Here is a 16,179-nt window from a genome sequence, read left to right on the forward strand (position 1 = left end):
AGTCTGTCCGCGTGGCTGATCAGCGTCCCCCGGCGGCACCGGAGTCTTTCGAGGTCGCGGCCGAACAGGTACGCGCGACAACCTTTCGCGATGATCTGACGGTTCGAGAGATTCCCGCGCCCGCGGGCGTAGCATCCGAAGCCATCGCGCTGGCCGGCGACGTGAGGCCCGAAGAAGACGCGATCGATTCGCCTTTCGGCACGGGCCGATTCATTCTTCTTCACGATCCCGACGAACCGAGCGCATGGGGTGGTCAGTGGCGGGTCGTGTGCTTCGCGCAGGCACCGCTCGAGCACGACATCGGTGTGGATCCGATGCTGGCCGATGTCGCGTGGTCCTGGCTCACCGATGCCCTCGCATCGCGCGGCGCGGCACTTCACTCGGCCTCCGGGACCGCGACGAAGACGATCTCGAAGGGCTTCGGTACGCTCGCCGATGAGGGCGATGGGTCTCAGATCGAGCTCCGCGCCTCCTGGTCGCCCGCAGGCCCGATCACTCCGCACGTGGAAGCATGGGCAGAGTTGGTATGCATGCTCGCGGGGTTGCCGCCGGGGTCGGAAGGAATCACCATGCTGGGTTCACGACGGGTCGCGCGTGGCTGATTATCCGGTGATTGCGGATGCCGCAGGCCTGAGTGAAGCGGTCGCACAGCTTGCCGGGGGGTCGGGCCCCGTCGCGGTCGACGTTGAACGCGCGTCCGGGTTCACCTACTCGCAACGCGCCTACCTGGTGCAGGTCTTCCGGCGTGGCGCCGGAGTCTTCTTGTTCGATCCCCCGCCGATCGGAGACTTCAGCTCGTTGCAGGCTGCGATCGGCGACGAGGAATGGATTCTGCACGCCGCGAGCCAGGACCTGCCCTCACTGCGCGAGATCGGGCTCGAGCCCTCCACGCTCTTCGATACGGAGTTGGCGGCCCGGCTCCTCGGTCACGAGCGCGTCGGACTCGGCGCCGTCGTCGAAGACACCCTGGGGATCACCCTGGCCAAGGCCCACTCGGCCGCGGACTGGTCGACCCGACCGCTCCCGCAGTCCTGGTTGGAGTACGCGGCGCTGGACGTTGAGCACCTGGTCGACGTTCGCGATGTGCTGGTTGCCGAACTCGTCGAGCAGGGGAAGACCTCGATCGCTGCCGAAGAGTTCCAAGCAACGCTCGATCGACGCCCGAAGCCCGCGCGGGAAGAGCCCTGGCGCCGGTTGAGCGGTCTGCACACGGTTCGCGGTCGCACCTTGCTTGCTGTTGCCCGCGAGCTGTGGACGGCCCGAGAGGACTATGCCAGAGCCGAAGACATCTCTCCCGGTCGCCTGGTGCCCGACCGCTCGCTTGTTGCCGCGGTGCAGGCGAACCCCGCGACCAAGCAGGAACTCGCCGCGCTGAAGAGTTTTACCGGTCGGGCAAGCCGGTCGCAGTTGGACCGTTGGTGGGCAGCGATCGAGGCGGGTCGCGCCAGCACGGACTTGCCCAGGGAGCGGGCCATCGGCGGCGACACGCTTCCTCCCCCGCGCGCGTGGTCGGATCGCAACCCCGAGGCGGATGCCCGGCTCAAGGCCGCCCGCCCGCTCGTGGAAGCGCGCGCTGAAGAGTTGCACATGCCGACCGAGAACCTCTTGACTCCCGACTTTCTGCGGCGCGTTGCCTGGTCGCCTCCGGAACCGCTGGATGCAGCATCCGTCGGCGCGACGCTTGCGGACCTCGGCGCGCGGCGCTGGCAGATTGCCGAAACCTCACAGCTGATCGCCGATGCCTTTGTCGATTCCGTGCAAGAGGCCTCCGAGGTGCCTGAAACCAATTCGTAGGAATCCCCCACCCGTTTTCTTGCGGTTCGGCGCGAATCCCTAGGCTTGCGGCATCCCAACGAACTCTGGAGGCATAGTGGCCGCTCATTCGGACGTCTTCTTCGTCGATGGCATGCGAACCCCTTTCGGTCGCGCCGGCGAAAAAGGCATGTACTGGAACACTCGCGCTGACGATCTCGCCGTGAAGGCGACCATCGGGGTGATGGAGCGCAACCCGGGCGTGCCCGCTGCTCGAATCGACGATGTCGCGATCGCGGCGACGTCGCAGACGGGCGATCAGGGACTGACCCTCGGTCGTTCGGTCGCGCTGCTCGCGGGCCTTCCGCAGACCGTGCCCGGCTTCGCCATCGACCGCATGTGCGCGGGCGCCATGACCAGCGTCACCACCATGGCCGGGTCCATCGGGATGGGCATGTACGACCTCGCCCTCGCCGGTGGGGTCGAGCACATGGGCCGTCACCCGCTCGACGGCAGCAACGTCGACCCGAACCCGCGCTTCGTCGCCGAGAAGCTCGTCAGCGCGGATGCACTGAACATGGGCATCACCGCTGAGCGCATTCACGACCGCTTCCCTGAGCTCACGAAGGAGCGCGCCGACCGCTTCGGCATGCTCAGCCAGCACAAAGCGCAGGCGGCGTACGATGCTGGCAAGTTCCAGCCCGACCTCGTATCGGTGGCCACCAATGGTGCCTCTGGCGCGTGGGGCCTCGCGACCGAAGACGAGGGCCGTCGCCCGGAGACCAATATGGAGGGCCTGGCGGCTCTCAAGACGCCGTTCCGCCCGCACGGCCGTGTGACGGCAGGCACATCGTCTCCCCTGACGGACGGCGCGACGATGAGCCTCCTGGCCGGTGGCGGCGCAGTCAAGGAACTCGGCCTCACCCCCAAGATGCGGCTCGTGTCGTTCGCCTTCGCTGGCGTCGAGCCCGAGATCATGGGCGTCGGACCCATCCCGTCGACCGAAAAGGCCCTCCGCAAGGCGGGCCTGTCGATCACCGACATCGGGCTCTTCGAACTCAACGAAGCCTTCGCCGTGCAGGTGATTTCTCTTCTGGACCACTTCGACATCGCCGATGACGACCCGCGCGTCAACCAGTGGGGTGGTGCAATTGCGCTCGGGCACCCGCTGGCAGCCACAGGCGTGCGACTCATGATTCAGCTCGCAGCCCAGTTCGCCGAGCGCCCAGACGTGCGATACGGCCTCACCGCGATGTGCGTGGGCCTTGGCCAGGGCGGATCCGTCATCTGGGAGAACCCCCACTACAACGGCAAGAAGTGAGCGCGCGCACAATGACGAACTACGAAGAGATCGACTTCTCCCCCATCCTTGCCATGACCGCAGGCGAGGTGATCACGCACTCGCCCGTGAGTGACATCCGTCTCCCCTCGGGCAAGGTACTGGCACTCATCACCCTCGACAATGGGCGCGATCACACGCGTCCGAACACGCTCGGACCCGCGACCCTGCGGGAACTCTCCGAAACACTGGACGGATTGAAGGCGCGCGCCGCTGCCGGTGAGATTCACGCTGTCGGAGTGACCGGCAAGCAGTACATCCTCGCTGCCGGTGCTGACCTCAGCGACATCTCCAAGGTCGGCTCGAAGACGAACGCGAAGCTCGTCGCGCAGTTCGGTCACTATGTGCTGGGCAAGCTCGATGACCTGGGCGTGCCCTCGTTCACGTTCATCAACGGGCTCGCGCTCGGTGGCGGACTCGAGATCGCGCTGAATTCGACGTATCGGACGGTGGATGCTTCTGCCGCCGCGATCGCGTTGCCCGAGGTGTTCCTCGGCATCATCCCGGGTTGGGGTGGCGCGTACCTGTTGCCGAACCTCATCGGGATCGAGAACGCGCTCAAGGTCGTCATTTCGAACCCGTTGAAGCAGAACCGGATGCTGAAGCCACAGCAGGCGTTCGACTACGGCATCGTCGACGCGATCTTCCCCGCGGCGAACTACCTGGAGAACTCGCTCGCGTGGGCGGACGGAGTCCTCACCGGCACGACCAAGGTCGTCCGCAAGAACGAGCCGGGCAAGATCGAACGCCTCACCAAGTGGCCCATTGCCGTGAAAGTGGCCCGGAGCATGCTCGAGTCGAAGATCGGCACCGTTCCGATGTCGCCGTACGCTGCGCTGGACCTGCTCGACAAGGCCAAGAGCCGTACAAAGGCCGAGGGATTCGCCCGCGAGGACGACGCGCTCGCCGACCTCGTGACCGGCGACCAGTTCGCGGCATCCATGTATGCCTTCGATCTGGTGCAGAAGCGGGCCAAGCGTCCGGTCGGTGCCCCGGACAAGGCGCTCGCGAAGAGGGTCACCAAAGTCGGAATCATCGGCGCGGGGCTCATGGCGAGCCAGTTCGCGCTGCTGTTCGTGCGCAGACTGCAGGTTCCGGTGCTGATCACCGACCTCGACCAGGCACGCGTCGACAAGGGTGTCGCGTACATCCACGACGAGATCGGCAAGTTGCAGGCCAAGGGTCGCCTCGATGGCGACGGCGCCAACAGACTCCGTGCCCTCGTCACCGGCACGACAGACAAGAGCCTGTACGCCGACTGCGACTTCGTCATCGAGGCCGTCTTTGAAGAGGTGGGCGTCAAGCAGGCGGTTTTCGGCGAGATCGAGCAGTTCATCGCCGAAGACGCGATCCTCGCGACGAACACCTCCTCGCTTTCGGTCGAAGAGATCGGCGCGAAGCTCGCTCACCCCGAACGTCTGGTCGGCTTCCACTTCTTCAACCCGGTCGCAGTCATGCCGCTGATCGAGATCGTGAAGACCCCGCAGACGTCCGAGGCGGCGCTGTCGACCGCATTCGTTGTCGCGCGCACTCTGGGCAAGAACGCGGTCCTGACCGCGGATGCTCCCGGATTCGTCGTGAATCGTTTGCTCGCCAAGGTGATGGGTGAAGCCGCCCGCGCCGTCTACGAAGGCACTCCGATCGCCGAGGTCGAGAAGGCCTTCGGGCCGCTCGGGCTGCCGATGGGGCCGTTCCAGTTGATCGATCTGGTCGGCTGGAAGGTCGCCGCCCACGTTCAAGACACGATGGTGCGCGCCTTCCCCGAACGGTTCTACGCGAACGAGAACTTCCACGCGCTGGCGGAGCTTCCCGAGGTCGTCGAGAAAGACAAGGGAGGCCGCGTCGCGGGCTTCTCGAAGGCCGCAGAGAAGGTGCTCAAGGGTCACGTTGGTTCGACGCCCGCGTCCGCCGAAACGATCCTCGCCCGCGTGCAGGAGGGGCTCGCTCAAGAGATCAAGATCATGCTCGACGAGGGTGTTGTGCCCGAGGTTGAAGACATCGATCTGTGCCTCATCCTCGGCGCTGGCTGGCCGTTCATCGATGGCGGAGCATCGCCCTACCTCGACCGTGAGGGTGCGTCACAGCGCGCCTTCGGTGACACCTTCCACCACCCGCCGATCCTCGGCATCGACGAGGCCTAGGTCGCGCGTAGCGCAGATCACCTGCTGAGGAAGACCCCGAGCGATGCTCGGGGTCTTCCGCGTTCGGCAACACAGATCGACACGGTGTGAAACAACCTCTGTCGACGGAGTGAACACTGTTGCCTCTCGTGCACTGGCGAGCCGGAGTGCGCCTCCGACTGAGGCATCCTGTCATCAGGTGCATGATCGAGAGGACCAGGATGTTCGACTTGCTCTCTGGAATGTTCGGCGGAAATGCCTTGAGCGTGCTGGTGAAGACCAGCGGAGCCGCCCTCACCCTCCTGTTGGTCATCCCTGCACTGATGAAGCTCTTCCTGGTGACAGTCGATGAAGGATCTGCGGCCATTCGCACCCGCAACGGCAAGCCGATCATTCGCAAGAGTGCGCGAGGATCAGGAGACGCCCGCGGCGAAGTCGTCGTTCTCCGGCCCGGAACCCACGGCGCCTTCCCGATCTTCGCCTGGTATCGCATGATCGATGTGCGTGCACGATCCACCGATCTTCCCGCGCGGAGCCTCACCGGCGCAGGAGGTCACCAGCACTTCGTGCATGCGTCCTTCGACTGGCGCCCCATCGTCTCGGGTCACGACCTGCGTGTGCTGGAGCTCGACGTCGTCAACCCGAAAGAGCGCGCGGGCAACATCGTCGGCGCGGCACTGCGCGACCTCGTCCACCGCCTCGACGGGGCAATTCTTCCCCCGAACGAGGACCTCTCGCCACGGATCGTCGACGCGTGTGCCGACCTGGTGCGCATCGAGTGCGGCATCGAACTGCTCAGCGTCATCCTCACCGGAGATTCGCTCACCGACGGCTACCTGCTCTCGAAGGCGATCAGCGCAGGGTCTTCCGACCCGCGGTGGGATCCATCCTCGGCGGTCCTTGCCGCCACCCTCACATCGGTCGGCTGAGCTCAGCGTTCGGAATCGCGAAGCAGGGCGTTCAACGACGTCAGGTCTTCGGTGGTTTGACGCGCCACCGGGATCCGTGTGCCGAGCACCTGCGAGACGATGTCCTGAGCGATTTTCGCGGGCGTGAGCCCTGCATCCTGCAGAATCTGCTCGCGCGTCGCGTGATCGATGAAGGCATCCGGCAGACCCAGCTCGTCCACTGCGGTGTCAACACCGGCTTCGCGCAGGACTTGTCTCACGCGCGTGCCGATGCCGCCGACACGAATACCGTCTTCGATCGTGATGACCAGGCGGTGGGATGCTGCGAGCTCGACGATCGACGGCTGCACCGGAATCGCCCACCGAGGGTCGACCACGGTCGCTCCGATCCCCTGTGCCCGGAGGCGATCAGCAACCTCCACCGCGATGTGCGCCATCGGTCCGATCCCCACGATCAGCACGTCCTCAGCGTCGGACCGCGAAAGGACGTCCACGCCGTCCGCCAGCCGTTCGAGCGCGGGTAGTTCAGAACTCACGGTACCTTTGGGGAACCGGATCACGGTCGGCGCATCGGCGACGGCGACGGCTTCGCGCAACTCTTCACGCAACCGCTCAGCGTCGCGCGGGACGGCGATGCGGATGCCGGGAACCAACTGCAACATCGCGAGGTCCCAGATGCCGTGGTGGCTGGGACCGTCCGGGCCCGTTACTCCCGCACGGTCGAGCACGAACGTCACGCCCGCTTTGTGCAACGCGACATCCATCACCACCTGGTCGAACGCGCGATTCATGAACGTCGCGTAGATCGCAACGACAGGATGCAACCCGCCGAACGCCATCCCCGCCGCTGACGCGACCGCGTGCTGCTCGGCGATCCCGACGTCGTAGACACGGTCCGGGAACCTCTGCGCGAACGGCAACAGGCCCGTCGGTCGCAGCATCGCCGCAGTGATGCCGATGATGTCGGAACGCTCCGCGCCAATTTCGACGAGCTCGTCACCGAACACATCGGTCCAGCCCTCAGATCCGCTGCCGAGAGCGGCTCCCGAGACCGGATCGATCTTTCCGACGGAGTGGAACTGGTCGGCTTCGTCATCGAGAGCCGGCTGGTAGCCACGGCCCTTCTCGGTGATCGTGTGCACGATCACGGGAGCGCCGTACGACTTTGCGAGTTCGAGAGTCTCGAGAAGCGCTGGAAGGTCGTGGCCGTTGATCGGACCGAGATACTTGATGTCGAGGTTGGCGTACAGATCGGCGTTGTTGGTGAACCGCGAGAGAAAGCCGTGCGTGCCACCCCGAATGCCCCGATAGAGAGCCCGCGCGGCTGGCCCGAGCCTGCTGAAGACGTCGGTCGACGTACGGTGCAGGGTGCGGTAGGTGTCGGCCGTGCGCACCCGATTGAGGTAACGCGCCATGCCCCCGATGGTTGGCGCGTATGAGCGACCGTTGTCATTGACGATGATGACCAGATTGCGGTCGTTGTCGTCAGAAATGTTGTTGAGCGCTTCCCAGGTCATGCCACCCGTGAGCGAGCCGTCGCCCACGACAGCCACGACGTGACGGTCACTGCGACCGGTGCTCGTGAGTGCCCGTGAGACGCCGTCGGCCCAACTCAGCGAACTGGAGGCATGGGAGGACTCGACGACATCGTGCGGGCTCTCAGAGCGCTGCGGGTAGCCCGCGAGGCCACCGCGGGAACGGAGCTGTGAGAAATCCTGGCGACCCGTGAGTAGCTTGTGGACGTAGGACTGGTGACCAGTGTCGAAGATCACCGGGTCATTCGGAGAATCGAACACTCGGTGCAGGGCGATCGTGAGTTCGACGACACCGAGATTCGGGCCCAGGTGCCCGCCGGTTTGCGAGACGTTGTCGATCAGGAACGTGCGGACTTCTGCCGCCAGCTCGATGAGTTGCTCGGTACTCAGAGCATCAAGATCGCGGGGTCCGGCGATCGATGACAGCAACGACATCCGTGCTCCTTTCAGGGCCCGAAGGGCCGTTCCAGTCTACCCGTGGGACGACGAAAGGGCCGGGGCTCGCGGCACCCGACCCTTTCGTGCAACGGTCAGACCAGCGAGCGCAGGACGTACTGCAGGATGCCGCCGTTACGGTAATAGTCGGCCTCACCGGGGGTGTCGATGCGGACGATCGCGTCGAACTCGACGGTCTCTTTACCAGGCGCCGAGAACTCGCTCGGTGCGGCGATGACGCGTACGGTCTTGGGGGTGACGCCCTCGTTGAGCTGCTCCAGGCCCGTGATCGAGACGATCTCAGTGCCGTCGAGGCCGAGCGAGGCCCAGCTCTCGCCGGTCGGGAACTGCAGGGGCACGACGCCCATCCCGATCAGGTTGGAGCGGTGGATGCGTTCGAAGCTCTCGGTGATGACCGCCTTCACGCCGAGGAGGCTGGTGCCTTTGGCCGCCCAGTCGCGCGACGACCCGGAACCGTACTCCTTGCCGCCGAAGATCACCAGCGGGGTCCCGGCTGCCTGGTAGTTCTGGCTGGCGTCGTAGATGAACGACTGCGGGCCGTCTGCCTGGGTGAAGTCGCGCGTGTATCCACCCTCGACCTCGACGCCGTCGTTGACGGCGCGCAGGAGCTGGTTCTTCAGGCGAATGTTGGCGAACGTGCCACGGATCATGACCTCGTGGTTGCCGCGCCGGGACCCGAAGGAGTTGAAGTCCTTTTGGCGCACGCCGTGCTCTTCGAGGTATTTCGCCGCGGGAGTGCCGATCTTGATGTTGCCGGCAGGCGAAATGTGGTCGGTCGTGACAGAGTCCAGCAGTGTCGCCATGACCCGTGCGCCGGCGATATCGCTGACCGGGGTCAGCTCCATCGTCATTCCATCGAAGTACGGTGCTTTGCGGACGTAGGTGGAGTTCTCGTCCCACTGGAAGATCGAGTCGTCCGGCGTGGGGAGGTTCTTCCAGCGGTCGTCGCCCTCGAAGACGGTGGCGTACTGCTTGATGAACTGCTCGCGCGAGATCGACGAGTCGATCGTGGCTTGAACCTCGTCAGTCGAAGGCCAGATGTCCTTGAGGAACACATCGTTGCCGTCGTGGTCCTTGCCCAGGGGGTCCGTCTCGAAGTCGAAGTGCATCGACCCGGCGAGCGCATACGCAACCACGAGGGGCGGCGACGCGAGGTAGTTCATCTTCACGTCCGGGCTGATACGACCTTCGAAGTTGCGGTTGCCCGAGAGCACCGCAGTGACAGCAAGATCGTGCTCGTTGATCGCGGCCGAGACCTCTTCGATCAGCGGACCGGAGTTGCCGATACAGATCGTGCAGCCGTACCCGACGGTGAAGAACCCGAGGCCCTCGAGGCTCTTGTCGAGGCCCGACTTCTCGTAATAGTCCGTGACGACCTTCGATCCCGGGCCGAGCGTCGTCTTGACCCAGGGCTTCTGCTTCAGACCCTTGGCCAAGGCGTTGCGGGCAAGGAGACCTGCCGCGAGCATGACCGACGGGTTCGACGTGTTGGTGCACGACGTGATGGCGGCCAGCGTGACGGCGCCGTTGTCGAGAATGTAGGACGAACCGTCGGGAGCGGTGATCTTTACGGGCTTGGATGCCGCAGCCGGCCCACCGCTGGAGATGTGCACGACACGTGTCTCGTCGTGCTCGTCGCCGGGAGACTGACCGGGGTCAGATGCAGGGAACGAGTGCTTGGACTCGAGATCGACGATGTCGTCGGAGGTCGTGGCCTCCGCGTAGTTGAGGATGTCGACCTCGAACTGCGACTTGGCTTCTGAGAGCAGGATCCGGTCCTGCGGACGCTTCGGCCCGGCGATGCTCGGAACGACCGTTGCGAGGTCGAGCTCGAGGTACTCGCTGAACACGGGCTCACTGGCGGGGTCGTGCCAGAGCTTCTGGAGCTTCGCGTACTCCTCGACGAGTGCAACGGCCTGCTCATCGCGCCCCGTGAGACGCAAATAGTCGAGGGTCACGTCATCGATCGGGAACATTGCCGCGGTCGAACCGAATTCGGGGCTCATGTTTCCGATGGTGGCGCGGTTCGCGAGCGGAACGGATGCCACACCGGCGCCGTAGAACTCCACGAACTTGCCAACGACGCCGTGCTTGCGCAACTGCTCGGTGATCGTCAGGACGACATCGGTCGCGGTGACGCCGGCGGGAATCTCACCGGTGAGCTTGAAGCCGACGACGCGCGGAATGAGCATCGATACGGGCTGGCCGAGCATGGCCGCCTCGGCTTCGATGCCACCGACGCCCCAGCCGAGTACGCCGAGGCCGTTGACCATCGTGGTGTGCGAGTCGGTGCCGACGCACGTGTCGGGATACGCGCGCAAGACGCCTCCGACCGAGCGGTCGTAGATGACCTTCGCAAGGTGCTCGATATTGACCTGGTGCACGATGCCGGTTCCCGGCGGGACGACCTTGAAGTCATCGAAAGCCGTCTGGCCCCAGCGCAAGAACTGGTAGCGCTCACCGTTGCGTTCGTACTCGATCTCGACGTTGCGTTCGAGGGCGTTCTCGGTGCCGAACAGGTCAGCGATCACCGAGTGGTCGATGACCATCTCGGCGGGCGAGAGCGGATTGATCTTGTTCGCGTCGCCACCGAGAGCGGCGACGGCTTCGCGCATGGTGGCGAGGTCGACGATGCACGGCACTCCGGTGAAGTCCTGCATGACCACGCGTGCGGGGGTGAACTGGATCTCGGTGTCGGGTTCGGCCGCAGCATCCCACGATCCGAGTGCCTCGATCTGTGCCTTTGTCACGTTCGCGCCGTCTTCGGTGCGCAGGAGATTCTCCAGCAGCACCTTGAGGCTGAACGGGAGCTTCTCGTAACCGGGCACGGTATCAATACGGAAGATCTCGTAGTCGGTGCTGCCGACCGTCAGGGTGCTCTTGGCACCGAAGCTGTCAACCGTGGACACGTGTGTCTCCTTCGTCGGCGGCGGGTGCGCGGCGCGATGACCGTGCACACCCATCTTCACCCCGACGCGGCGCCCCCGCTAGTGAGGACTACCTAAACGCCCCGGAGAGAATTTATCTTGATGTCAAGATAAATGTATCACTTGGTCTCAGTGCGGTAGAGCGCGCGCACAACGAGCCACGTCACCGCCACCATGGGAGCGAAGAGTGGAATCCCCATAACGAGCTTGAGCGTGCCGAGAGCCGTGACGTTGTCGGCGAAGTAGAGCGGTAGTTGCACCGCGAGTCGGGCCGCAAACAGCGACGCCCACGAGATGGCGAGCCAGAAGAACACCCGACGCTTGCGCGGATCGTTGCGCCACGCTGTGCCCTCCCCCATGAGAAAGCCGACGGCGAGTCCGATCAGAGACCAGCCGATGAGGGCCGAGATCAGCAGTGCAGAACCGTAGAGGGCGTTGGTGATGAAGCCGGGGATGAAGTTGTTGCTCGCCTCGCCGGTGAACACCGCGAGCGCGGCGGCGGCACCCGCAGCGACCAACCCGCCCACCGCTGCGGTCACAGGCTGGCGAGCGATAAGACGGATGACCGTGAATACGGCCGCGATGCCGACCGAGAGTCCCAGCGAGAGCCAAAGATCACCCTCACCCGTCCCGGGGTCGATCGTGAGCGTGAAGACGATGATGAAAACGAGGCCCGGAAGGACGGATTCGAGGATGCCGCGCCAGCCGCCCATCGCGTGCCAGACGACGTGACCAGTGCTGGCTTCCTTCGCTGGGTCCAGTCCTGCGCGTCGTGCTGCACTACCCAGAGCCTCGCCCAGCAGGTCTGACGCGGATGGCTGCTGCGGCGGTTCCAGCTCGGGCCTCTGGTCGTCGGTGTTGTTGCTCACGCCGACCCAGGGGTCGCCGGCATACGCAGGGGAATCAGATCACGCGGAGGCATGGGCGTGGTTCCGCGGACGATCACGATCGACCGGAAGAGGTCCTCGACCTTCGACGCAGCTTCGATATCGGCTGTGGCTGCGCCGCCGATGACACCGCGCAAGAACCATCGCGGACCATCTACGCCGACGAAGCGCGCAAGGCGCTTGCCCGCCACGGCATCGGGACCGGCTGTCACCGGAACTTCGGCGAGGAGCTCGGCTCCCAAGGGCCCCTCCCGCTCCTCGACGCGACCGCCCTGCTGACGGACCTGCTCACGGATCTGCTCGCGCGTCTCGTCCCACAGGCCGCTGGAGCGAGGCGCCGCGAACGGCTGAACCTGGAGGGTGGAGTCGGCGTAGTCCAGGCCCACCGCAACGATCCGCTTGGTCTGCTCCTCAACCTCGAGCCGGAGGTTGAGGCCTTCGCGCGGGAGGATCTTGATCCCGCCCAGATCGATGTACGGGCGGACGGGATTTGCCTCGGACTCGTCGAACGGGCCCACAACGGAGCGATCGTCCGTGTTGGAGTCTTCGGTGTTCACGTCGGTCATGACTGTTGTCCGTCCTTCTGATAGCCGGTCGAACCGAATCCGCCCTCGCCCCGCACGCTGGCGGGGAGCACGTCGACCGGGAGGAATTTCGCGCGGGTCACGGGCATGATGATCACCTGCGCGATGCGATCGCCGACCGAGACATCGTACGAGTTCTCGCCGTCGGTGTTGAGCAGCGAGACTTTGATCTCGCCGCGGTAGCCAGCATCCACCGTTCCTGGCGAATTGACGATCGTGATGCCGTGCTTGGCAGCCAATCCGCTTCGCGGAACGACAAACGCCGCATAGCCATCGGGCAGCGCGATCCGTACGCCCGTGCCCACGAGGGCGCGCTGTCCGGGCGCCAAAGTGAGTGCTTCCGTCGAAAGGAGGTCGGCGCCGGCGTCACCGGGGTGCGCGTAGACCGGTGCCTCGCGGGAGATAATGGGAATGTCCACGGTTTCGGTCACGCATCGAGGGTAATGCAGATGTCTGCGGTGAATCACGGAGAGCCCTCAGGGAGCGTCTACCGCGAGCGATTGAGCCCATCGTTGTGGGTTCTCGTCAGCGCGGCGCTGTGCGGTCCGATGGCCGCTCTGGTCTTCTCGCCGATCGATACGACGGTCGCCCTCATCATCGGTGCTCTGGTTGGCCTCGGCGTAGTCGGAATACTCGTGGCGGGTTCGCCCGTGGTCGAAGTGCGCGAGGGGATGCTTCGAGCCGGACGTGCGGCGATCGAAGTCGATCTCGTCGGACCGGCCACAGTGACGTTTGATGACGAAGCGCGGCACGCCCGTGGCTCGGGTCTTGACCCTCGATCGTGGCACGTGATCAGAGGGGGGATCGACGCCGTCGCGGTCTTCCCGATCCTCGATCCGGACGACCCGGCGCCAACCTGGGTGATCTCCACCCGCACGCCGGACAGACTTGCCGCAGCCGTCCGGCGCGCTCAGGTGGCAACGAGGTAAAGCACCCTGCTACGCGGCGCACTCGATGCAGATCGGGCCGTGGGCGTCCTCATGGTCCAGTTGCGAGCGGTGCTTCACGAGGAAGCAGTTCATGCAGGTGAACTCGTCTTCCTGCGCGGGTAGGACGACGACGTCGAGTTCGAGGTCCGACAGGTCCGCACCGGGGAGCTCGAAGCCCGAAGGGTTGTCGGCGTCCTCGACGTCGACCGATCCTGAGAGCTTGTCAGGCACACGCTCTTTGAGAGCCTCGATCGACTCGCTGTCGTCCTCGGTCTTGCGGGGGGCGTCGTAATCGGTGGCCATGCGTCAGCGTCTCAACTTCCAAAAAAATCAGGGGTACATTCGCCCTCACGGGCGGCGATAGTTTGCACGACCGAACGCCGTTTAGCAAATGCCAGAGGAGTTCTGTTCGATGCGAGAGGGAGAAACTCGCGCCACGCGTCGGATATTCCCGTTCCAGGGCATGCGCTGTGTCAGCATGGGCGCACATAGCTGGATGGAGGTGCGTTTCGCATGGAACAGCTCAAAGTCATCGGAACTGAGGGCGATGTGCTCGTCTTGGCGACCGAGTCGGGCGAGCGTTTTTCGCTCGCCGTCGAGGATGCGCTCAAGGTCGAATTGCGAAAGGCCCGCCGCGATCGAGACGGTGAGGACCACGTGGTTCGCGCGAGTCCGCGTGAGATCCAGGCGCACATCCGTGCCGGTCTCTCGGCCGACGAGGTTGCGAGCCTGCTCGGTGCCCGGGTAGAGGACGTCGCACGCTTCGAAGGTCCCGTTCTCGCCGAGCGCGAGCACATCGTCGGCCAGGCGCTCGCGGTGCCCGTTTTGCTCGGGTCTGGTCTCGACGGCGACTCGCATCCGACCTTCGGAGGCGCCGTGCGCTCAAAGCTCGTCGAAGCAGGTGCCACCGCGGAGCGATGGACCAGTTGGAAAGAGCCCACTGGCTGGGTCGTGAAGCTCGAGTTCATCGCAGGCGAAGTCGAGCGGGATGCGCGCTGGGGATTCGACCCCCGTCGCAGCACGCTGTCGCCGCTGAACGCCGACGCCATTCAGCTCTCTCGTCAGGGTTCGCTTCCGGACGGTCTGATTCCCCGACTGCGGGCGCTCGACGCCGCTGCCGCCAAAGACGACACCCGCTTCGACAGCGGAGCCTTCGGACCTCGTCGCCTGCCCGATGCCGGGGCCGACGCACCTGATCTGCCGTCACCGGTGTCCCCCGCTGTGCACGCGGCCGCCGTGAAACGTTCGACCGAGACAGTGGCTACGACCGCAGAGACCGCCGATTTACTGGAGGCACTTCGTCGCCGGCGCGGTCAGCGCGAGCCCCTCCCGGGGATTGACGCACATGAGTCAGCCAGCGTCCATGCACCCGTTGCGCTGTTCGATGCCCTCGAACCTGGGTACGACGGCTCGCCCGATCTCGAGCCCCCGTACAGCGAAGAACTTCATTACAGCGAAGAAGTCGGACAGTCAGCCGTCGCAGAGGGCGCGGGACGTCGCAAGGGTCGCTCGTCCATGCCGTCGTGGGACGAGATCGTCTTCGGCGCACGCACCGAAGACTGACCGATCAGGCGAACGCGCCCAGCTTCAAGAGCGGAACGACGCGCTCGACCGGGGTGAGCGATCCATGCTGCCCGATCATTTTCTGTGGGGCTTTGTCAGCCAGCCGGTCGTCGTAGTACGCGATCGCGGAGCGTGCCGCAACCAGGACGTCCCCGATCCGTTCGCGCACCTCGGGGTCGACCGCTCCGAAGAGACCCGCCGCGATCGCTTCGTCACGCGAGAGCACCCAGGACCTCGACGACTCTTGGCGGCGCCACGTCGTCAGAACGCGTTCCGCGTCGCCCTCCTCGGCATACAGGTGCAGCATCCGTGGTTCCCCGCCGAGGAGCCGAACGCCCTCGACGAGTGCGTCGCCTTCGCTGAGCAGGACATGCCGATGGCGTGGAACGTCGACCATGCCGTGGTCGGCCGTCACGATCACTCCCGTGTCGGTAGCGCACGCTTCGACCAGGGTGCGCGTGGCTGCATCGATCCGCTCGAGACCGGCGATCCACTCATCCGATTCCCACCCGCGTCGATGACCGATCGCGTCGAGGTCGGGTGCGTAGAGGTACGTGAACGATCCAGGATGCTTCGCCGCGAGCTCAGCGGCGATTCTCACGCGAGCATCCGGATCGTTCTCCCCGACGAACTCGGCCGCCCCCATCGTCGCTGCAGTGAAGCCCGTCCCCTCATACTCGCGTTTGGAGACGACGAAGCTTTGCCTCCGCGGCTGTGCCTCGAGCAGGGTCTCCGCGCGTTGCCATGATTGCGGAAGGTTGTCGGTCTCCCACCCGCGCAACTGGTTGACGACCTGATCGGTGCCGGGAATACGGGCGCGGTAGCCGACGATCCCATGCTCCCCCGGACTCATTCCCGTCATCAGGCTGGTGAGAGCCGCTGCCGTCGTGGACGGGAACACCGTCCGGGCGGTGTCCTTCTTCGTGCCCGACTTCGTCAGAAATCGCGCGTGACCGGCCCGCGCGGCGAGGTTGAGTGCGCCGAGCCCGTCGATGACGAACACGATGGCGCTGCTTGCGGGAGCGAACCACTCTGAGCGACCGTCCAGGGCTGCCAAAACCTGCGGCACGACACCGGTGAGGCTCCGGGCTCCGGCTGGTTCCGCGGGTAGGCTGAGAAACATCGGGGCCAGTCTCGCACACCGGCGGGAGGCCTCCACCGGACCGCTGTCACCCGAGG

At 65.1% G+C, this 16,179-nt stretch carries 14 protein-coding genes; 7 read left to right on the plus strand and 7 right to left on the minus strand.

Annotation, left to right across the window (positions count from 1 at the left end):
* The first annotated feature begins 11 nt into the window (after window positions 1-11).
* The 5 genes from LG299_RS01715 to LG299_RS01735 all read left to right on the plus strand — a co-directional run bounded on the left by LG299_RS01715 (window position 12) and on the right by LG299_RS01735 (window position 6,140).
* Window positions 12-602: a DUF3000 domain-containing protein gene (locus LG299_RS01715; protein ID WP_404432927.1), complete on the plus strand. Its 591-nt coding sequence runs from the start codon at window positions 12-14 to the stop codon at window positions 600-602.
* Window positions 595-1,794, plus strand: a complete 1,200-nt coding sequence (locus LG299_RS01720; RefSeq protein WP_404432929.1) for a ribonuclease D — start codon at window positions 595-597, stop codon at window positions 1,792-1,794. Before LG299_RS01715 ends, LG299_RS01720 begins: the two co-directional genes overlap by 8 nt.
* Window positions 1,795-1,870: 76 nt before the next feature.
* Window positions 1,871-3,073: a thiolase family protein gene (locus LG299_RS01725; protein ID WP_404432931.1), complete on the plus strand. Its 1,203-nt coding sequence runs from the start codon at window positions 1,871-1,873 to the stop codon at window positions 3,071-3,073.
* Between the two features lie 11 nt (window positions 3,074-3,084).
* On the plus strand, window positions 3,085-5,232 hold the full coding sequence (locus LG299_RS01730; protein ID WP_404434765.1) for a 3-hydroxyacyl-CoA dehydrogenase NAD-binding domain-containing protein: 2,148 nt from the start codon (window positions 3,085-3,087) through the stop codon (window positions 5,230-5,232).
* Between the two features lie 200 nt (window positions 5,233-5,432).
* Window positions 5,433-6,140, plus strand: a complete 708-nt coding sequence (locus LG299_RS01735) for a hypothetical protein (protein ID WP_404432933.1) — start codon at window positions 5,433-5,435, stop codon at window positions 6,138-6,140.
* 2 nt (window positions 6,141-6,142) lie between these two features.
* Here the strand turns inward: LG299_RS01735 and dxs are convergent, their stop codons facing one another.
* The 5 genes from dxs to dut form a co-directional block, all read right to left on the minus strand.
* Window positions 6,143-8,089 (minus strand): 1-deoxy-D-xylulose-5-phosphate synthase, encoded by a 1,947-nt coding sequence (dxs, locus tag LG299_RS01740; RefSeq protein WP_404432935.1) that lies wholly within the window; start codon window positions 8,087-8,089, stop codon window positions 6,143-6,145.
* Between the two features lie 95 nt (window positions 8,090-8,184).
* Complete coding sequence (gene acnA, locus LG299_RS01745) at window positions 8,185-11,019, minus strand: aconitate hydratase AcnA (RefSeq protein ID WP_404432937.1); 2,835 nt, start codon at window positions 11,017-11,019, stop codon at window positions 8,185-8,187.
* Between the two features lie 137 nt (window positions 11,020-11,156).
* The gene (locus LG299_RS01750) at window positions 11,157-11,906 is read right to left on the minus strand and encodes a DUF3159 domain-containing protein (RefSeq protein WP_404432939.1); all 750 of its coding nucleotides are present in this window, start codon (window positions 11,904-11,906) and stop codon (window positions 11,157-11,159) included.
* Complete coding sequence (locus LG299_RS01755) at window positions 11,903-12,490, minus strand: DUF3710 domain-containing protein (RefSeq protein WP_404432941.1); 588 nt, start codon at window positions 12,488-12,490, stop codon at window positions 11,903-11,905. Before LG299_RS01755 ends, LG299_RS01750 begins: the two co-directional genes overlap by 4 nt.
* Window positions 12,487-12,939 (minus strand): dUTP diphosphatase, encoded by a 453-nt coding sequence (dut, locus tag LG299_RS01760; protein ID WP_404432943.1) that lies wholly within the window; start codon window positions 12,937-12,939, stop codon window positions 12,487-12,489. Before dut ends, LG299_RS01755 begins: the two co-directional genes overlap by 4 nt.
* Window positions 12,940-12,957: 18 nt before the next feature.
* On the opposite strand from dut, the gene LG299_RS01765 reads away from it, so the two are divergent.
* On the plus strand, window positions 12,958-13,437 hold the full coding sequence (locus LG299_RS01765) for a DUF3093 domain-containing protein (protein ID WP_404432945.1): 480 nt from the start codon (window positions 12,958-12,960) through the stop codon (window positions 13,435-13,437).
* Window positions 13,438-13,446: 9 nt separating this feature from the next.
* Here LG299_RS01765 and LG299_RS01770 read toward each other — a convergent pair whose 3' ends face one another.
* Window positions 13,447-13,740, minus strand: a complete 294-nt coding sequence (locus LG299_RS01770) for a DUF4193 domain-containing protein (protein WP_404432947.1) — start codon at window positions 13,738-13,740, stop codon at window positions 13,447-13,449.
* A 210-nt stretch (window positions 13,741-13,950) separates the two neighbouring features.
* On the opposite strand from LG299_RS01770, the gene sepH reads away from it, so the two are divergent.
* Window positions 13,951-15,000, plus strand: coding sequence for a septation protein SepH (gene sepH / locus LG299_RS01775; protein ID WP_404432949.1), 1,050 nt, complete (start codon window positions 13,951-13,953; stop codon window positions 14,998-15,000).
* 4 nt (window positions 15,001-15,004) lie between these two features.
* On the opposite strand, the gene LG299_RS01780 is transcribed toward sepH, so the two are convergent.
* On the minus strand, window positions 15,005-16,123 hold the full coding sequence (locus LG299_RS01780) for an alkaline phosphatase family protein (RefSeq protein ID WP_404432951.1): 1,119 nt from the start codon (window positions 16,121-16,123) through the stop codon (window positions 15,005-15,007).
* Window positions 16,124-16,179: the final 56 nt, after the last annotated feature.

The sequence above is a fragment of the Microbacterium lacus genome, assembly GCF_044794305.1.
Classification (GTDB): domain Bacteria; phylum Actinomycetota; class Actinomycetes; order Actinomycetales; family Microbacteriaceae; genus Microbacterium; species Microbacterium lacus_B.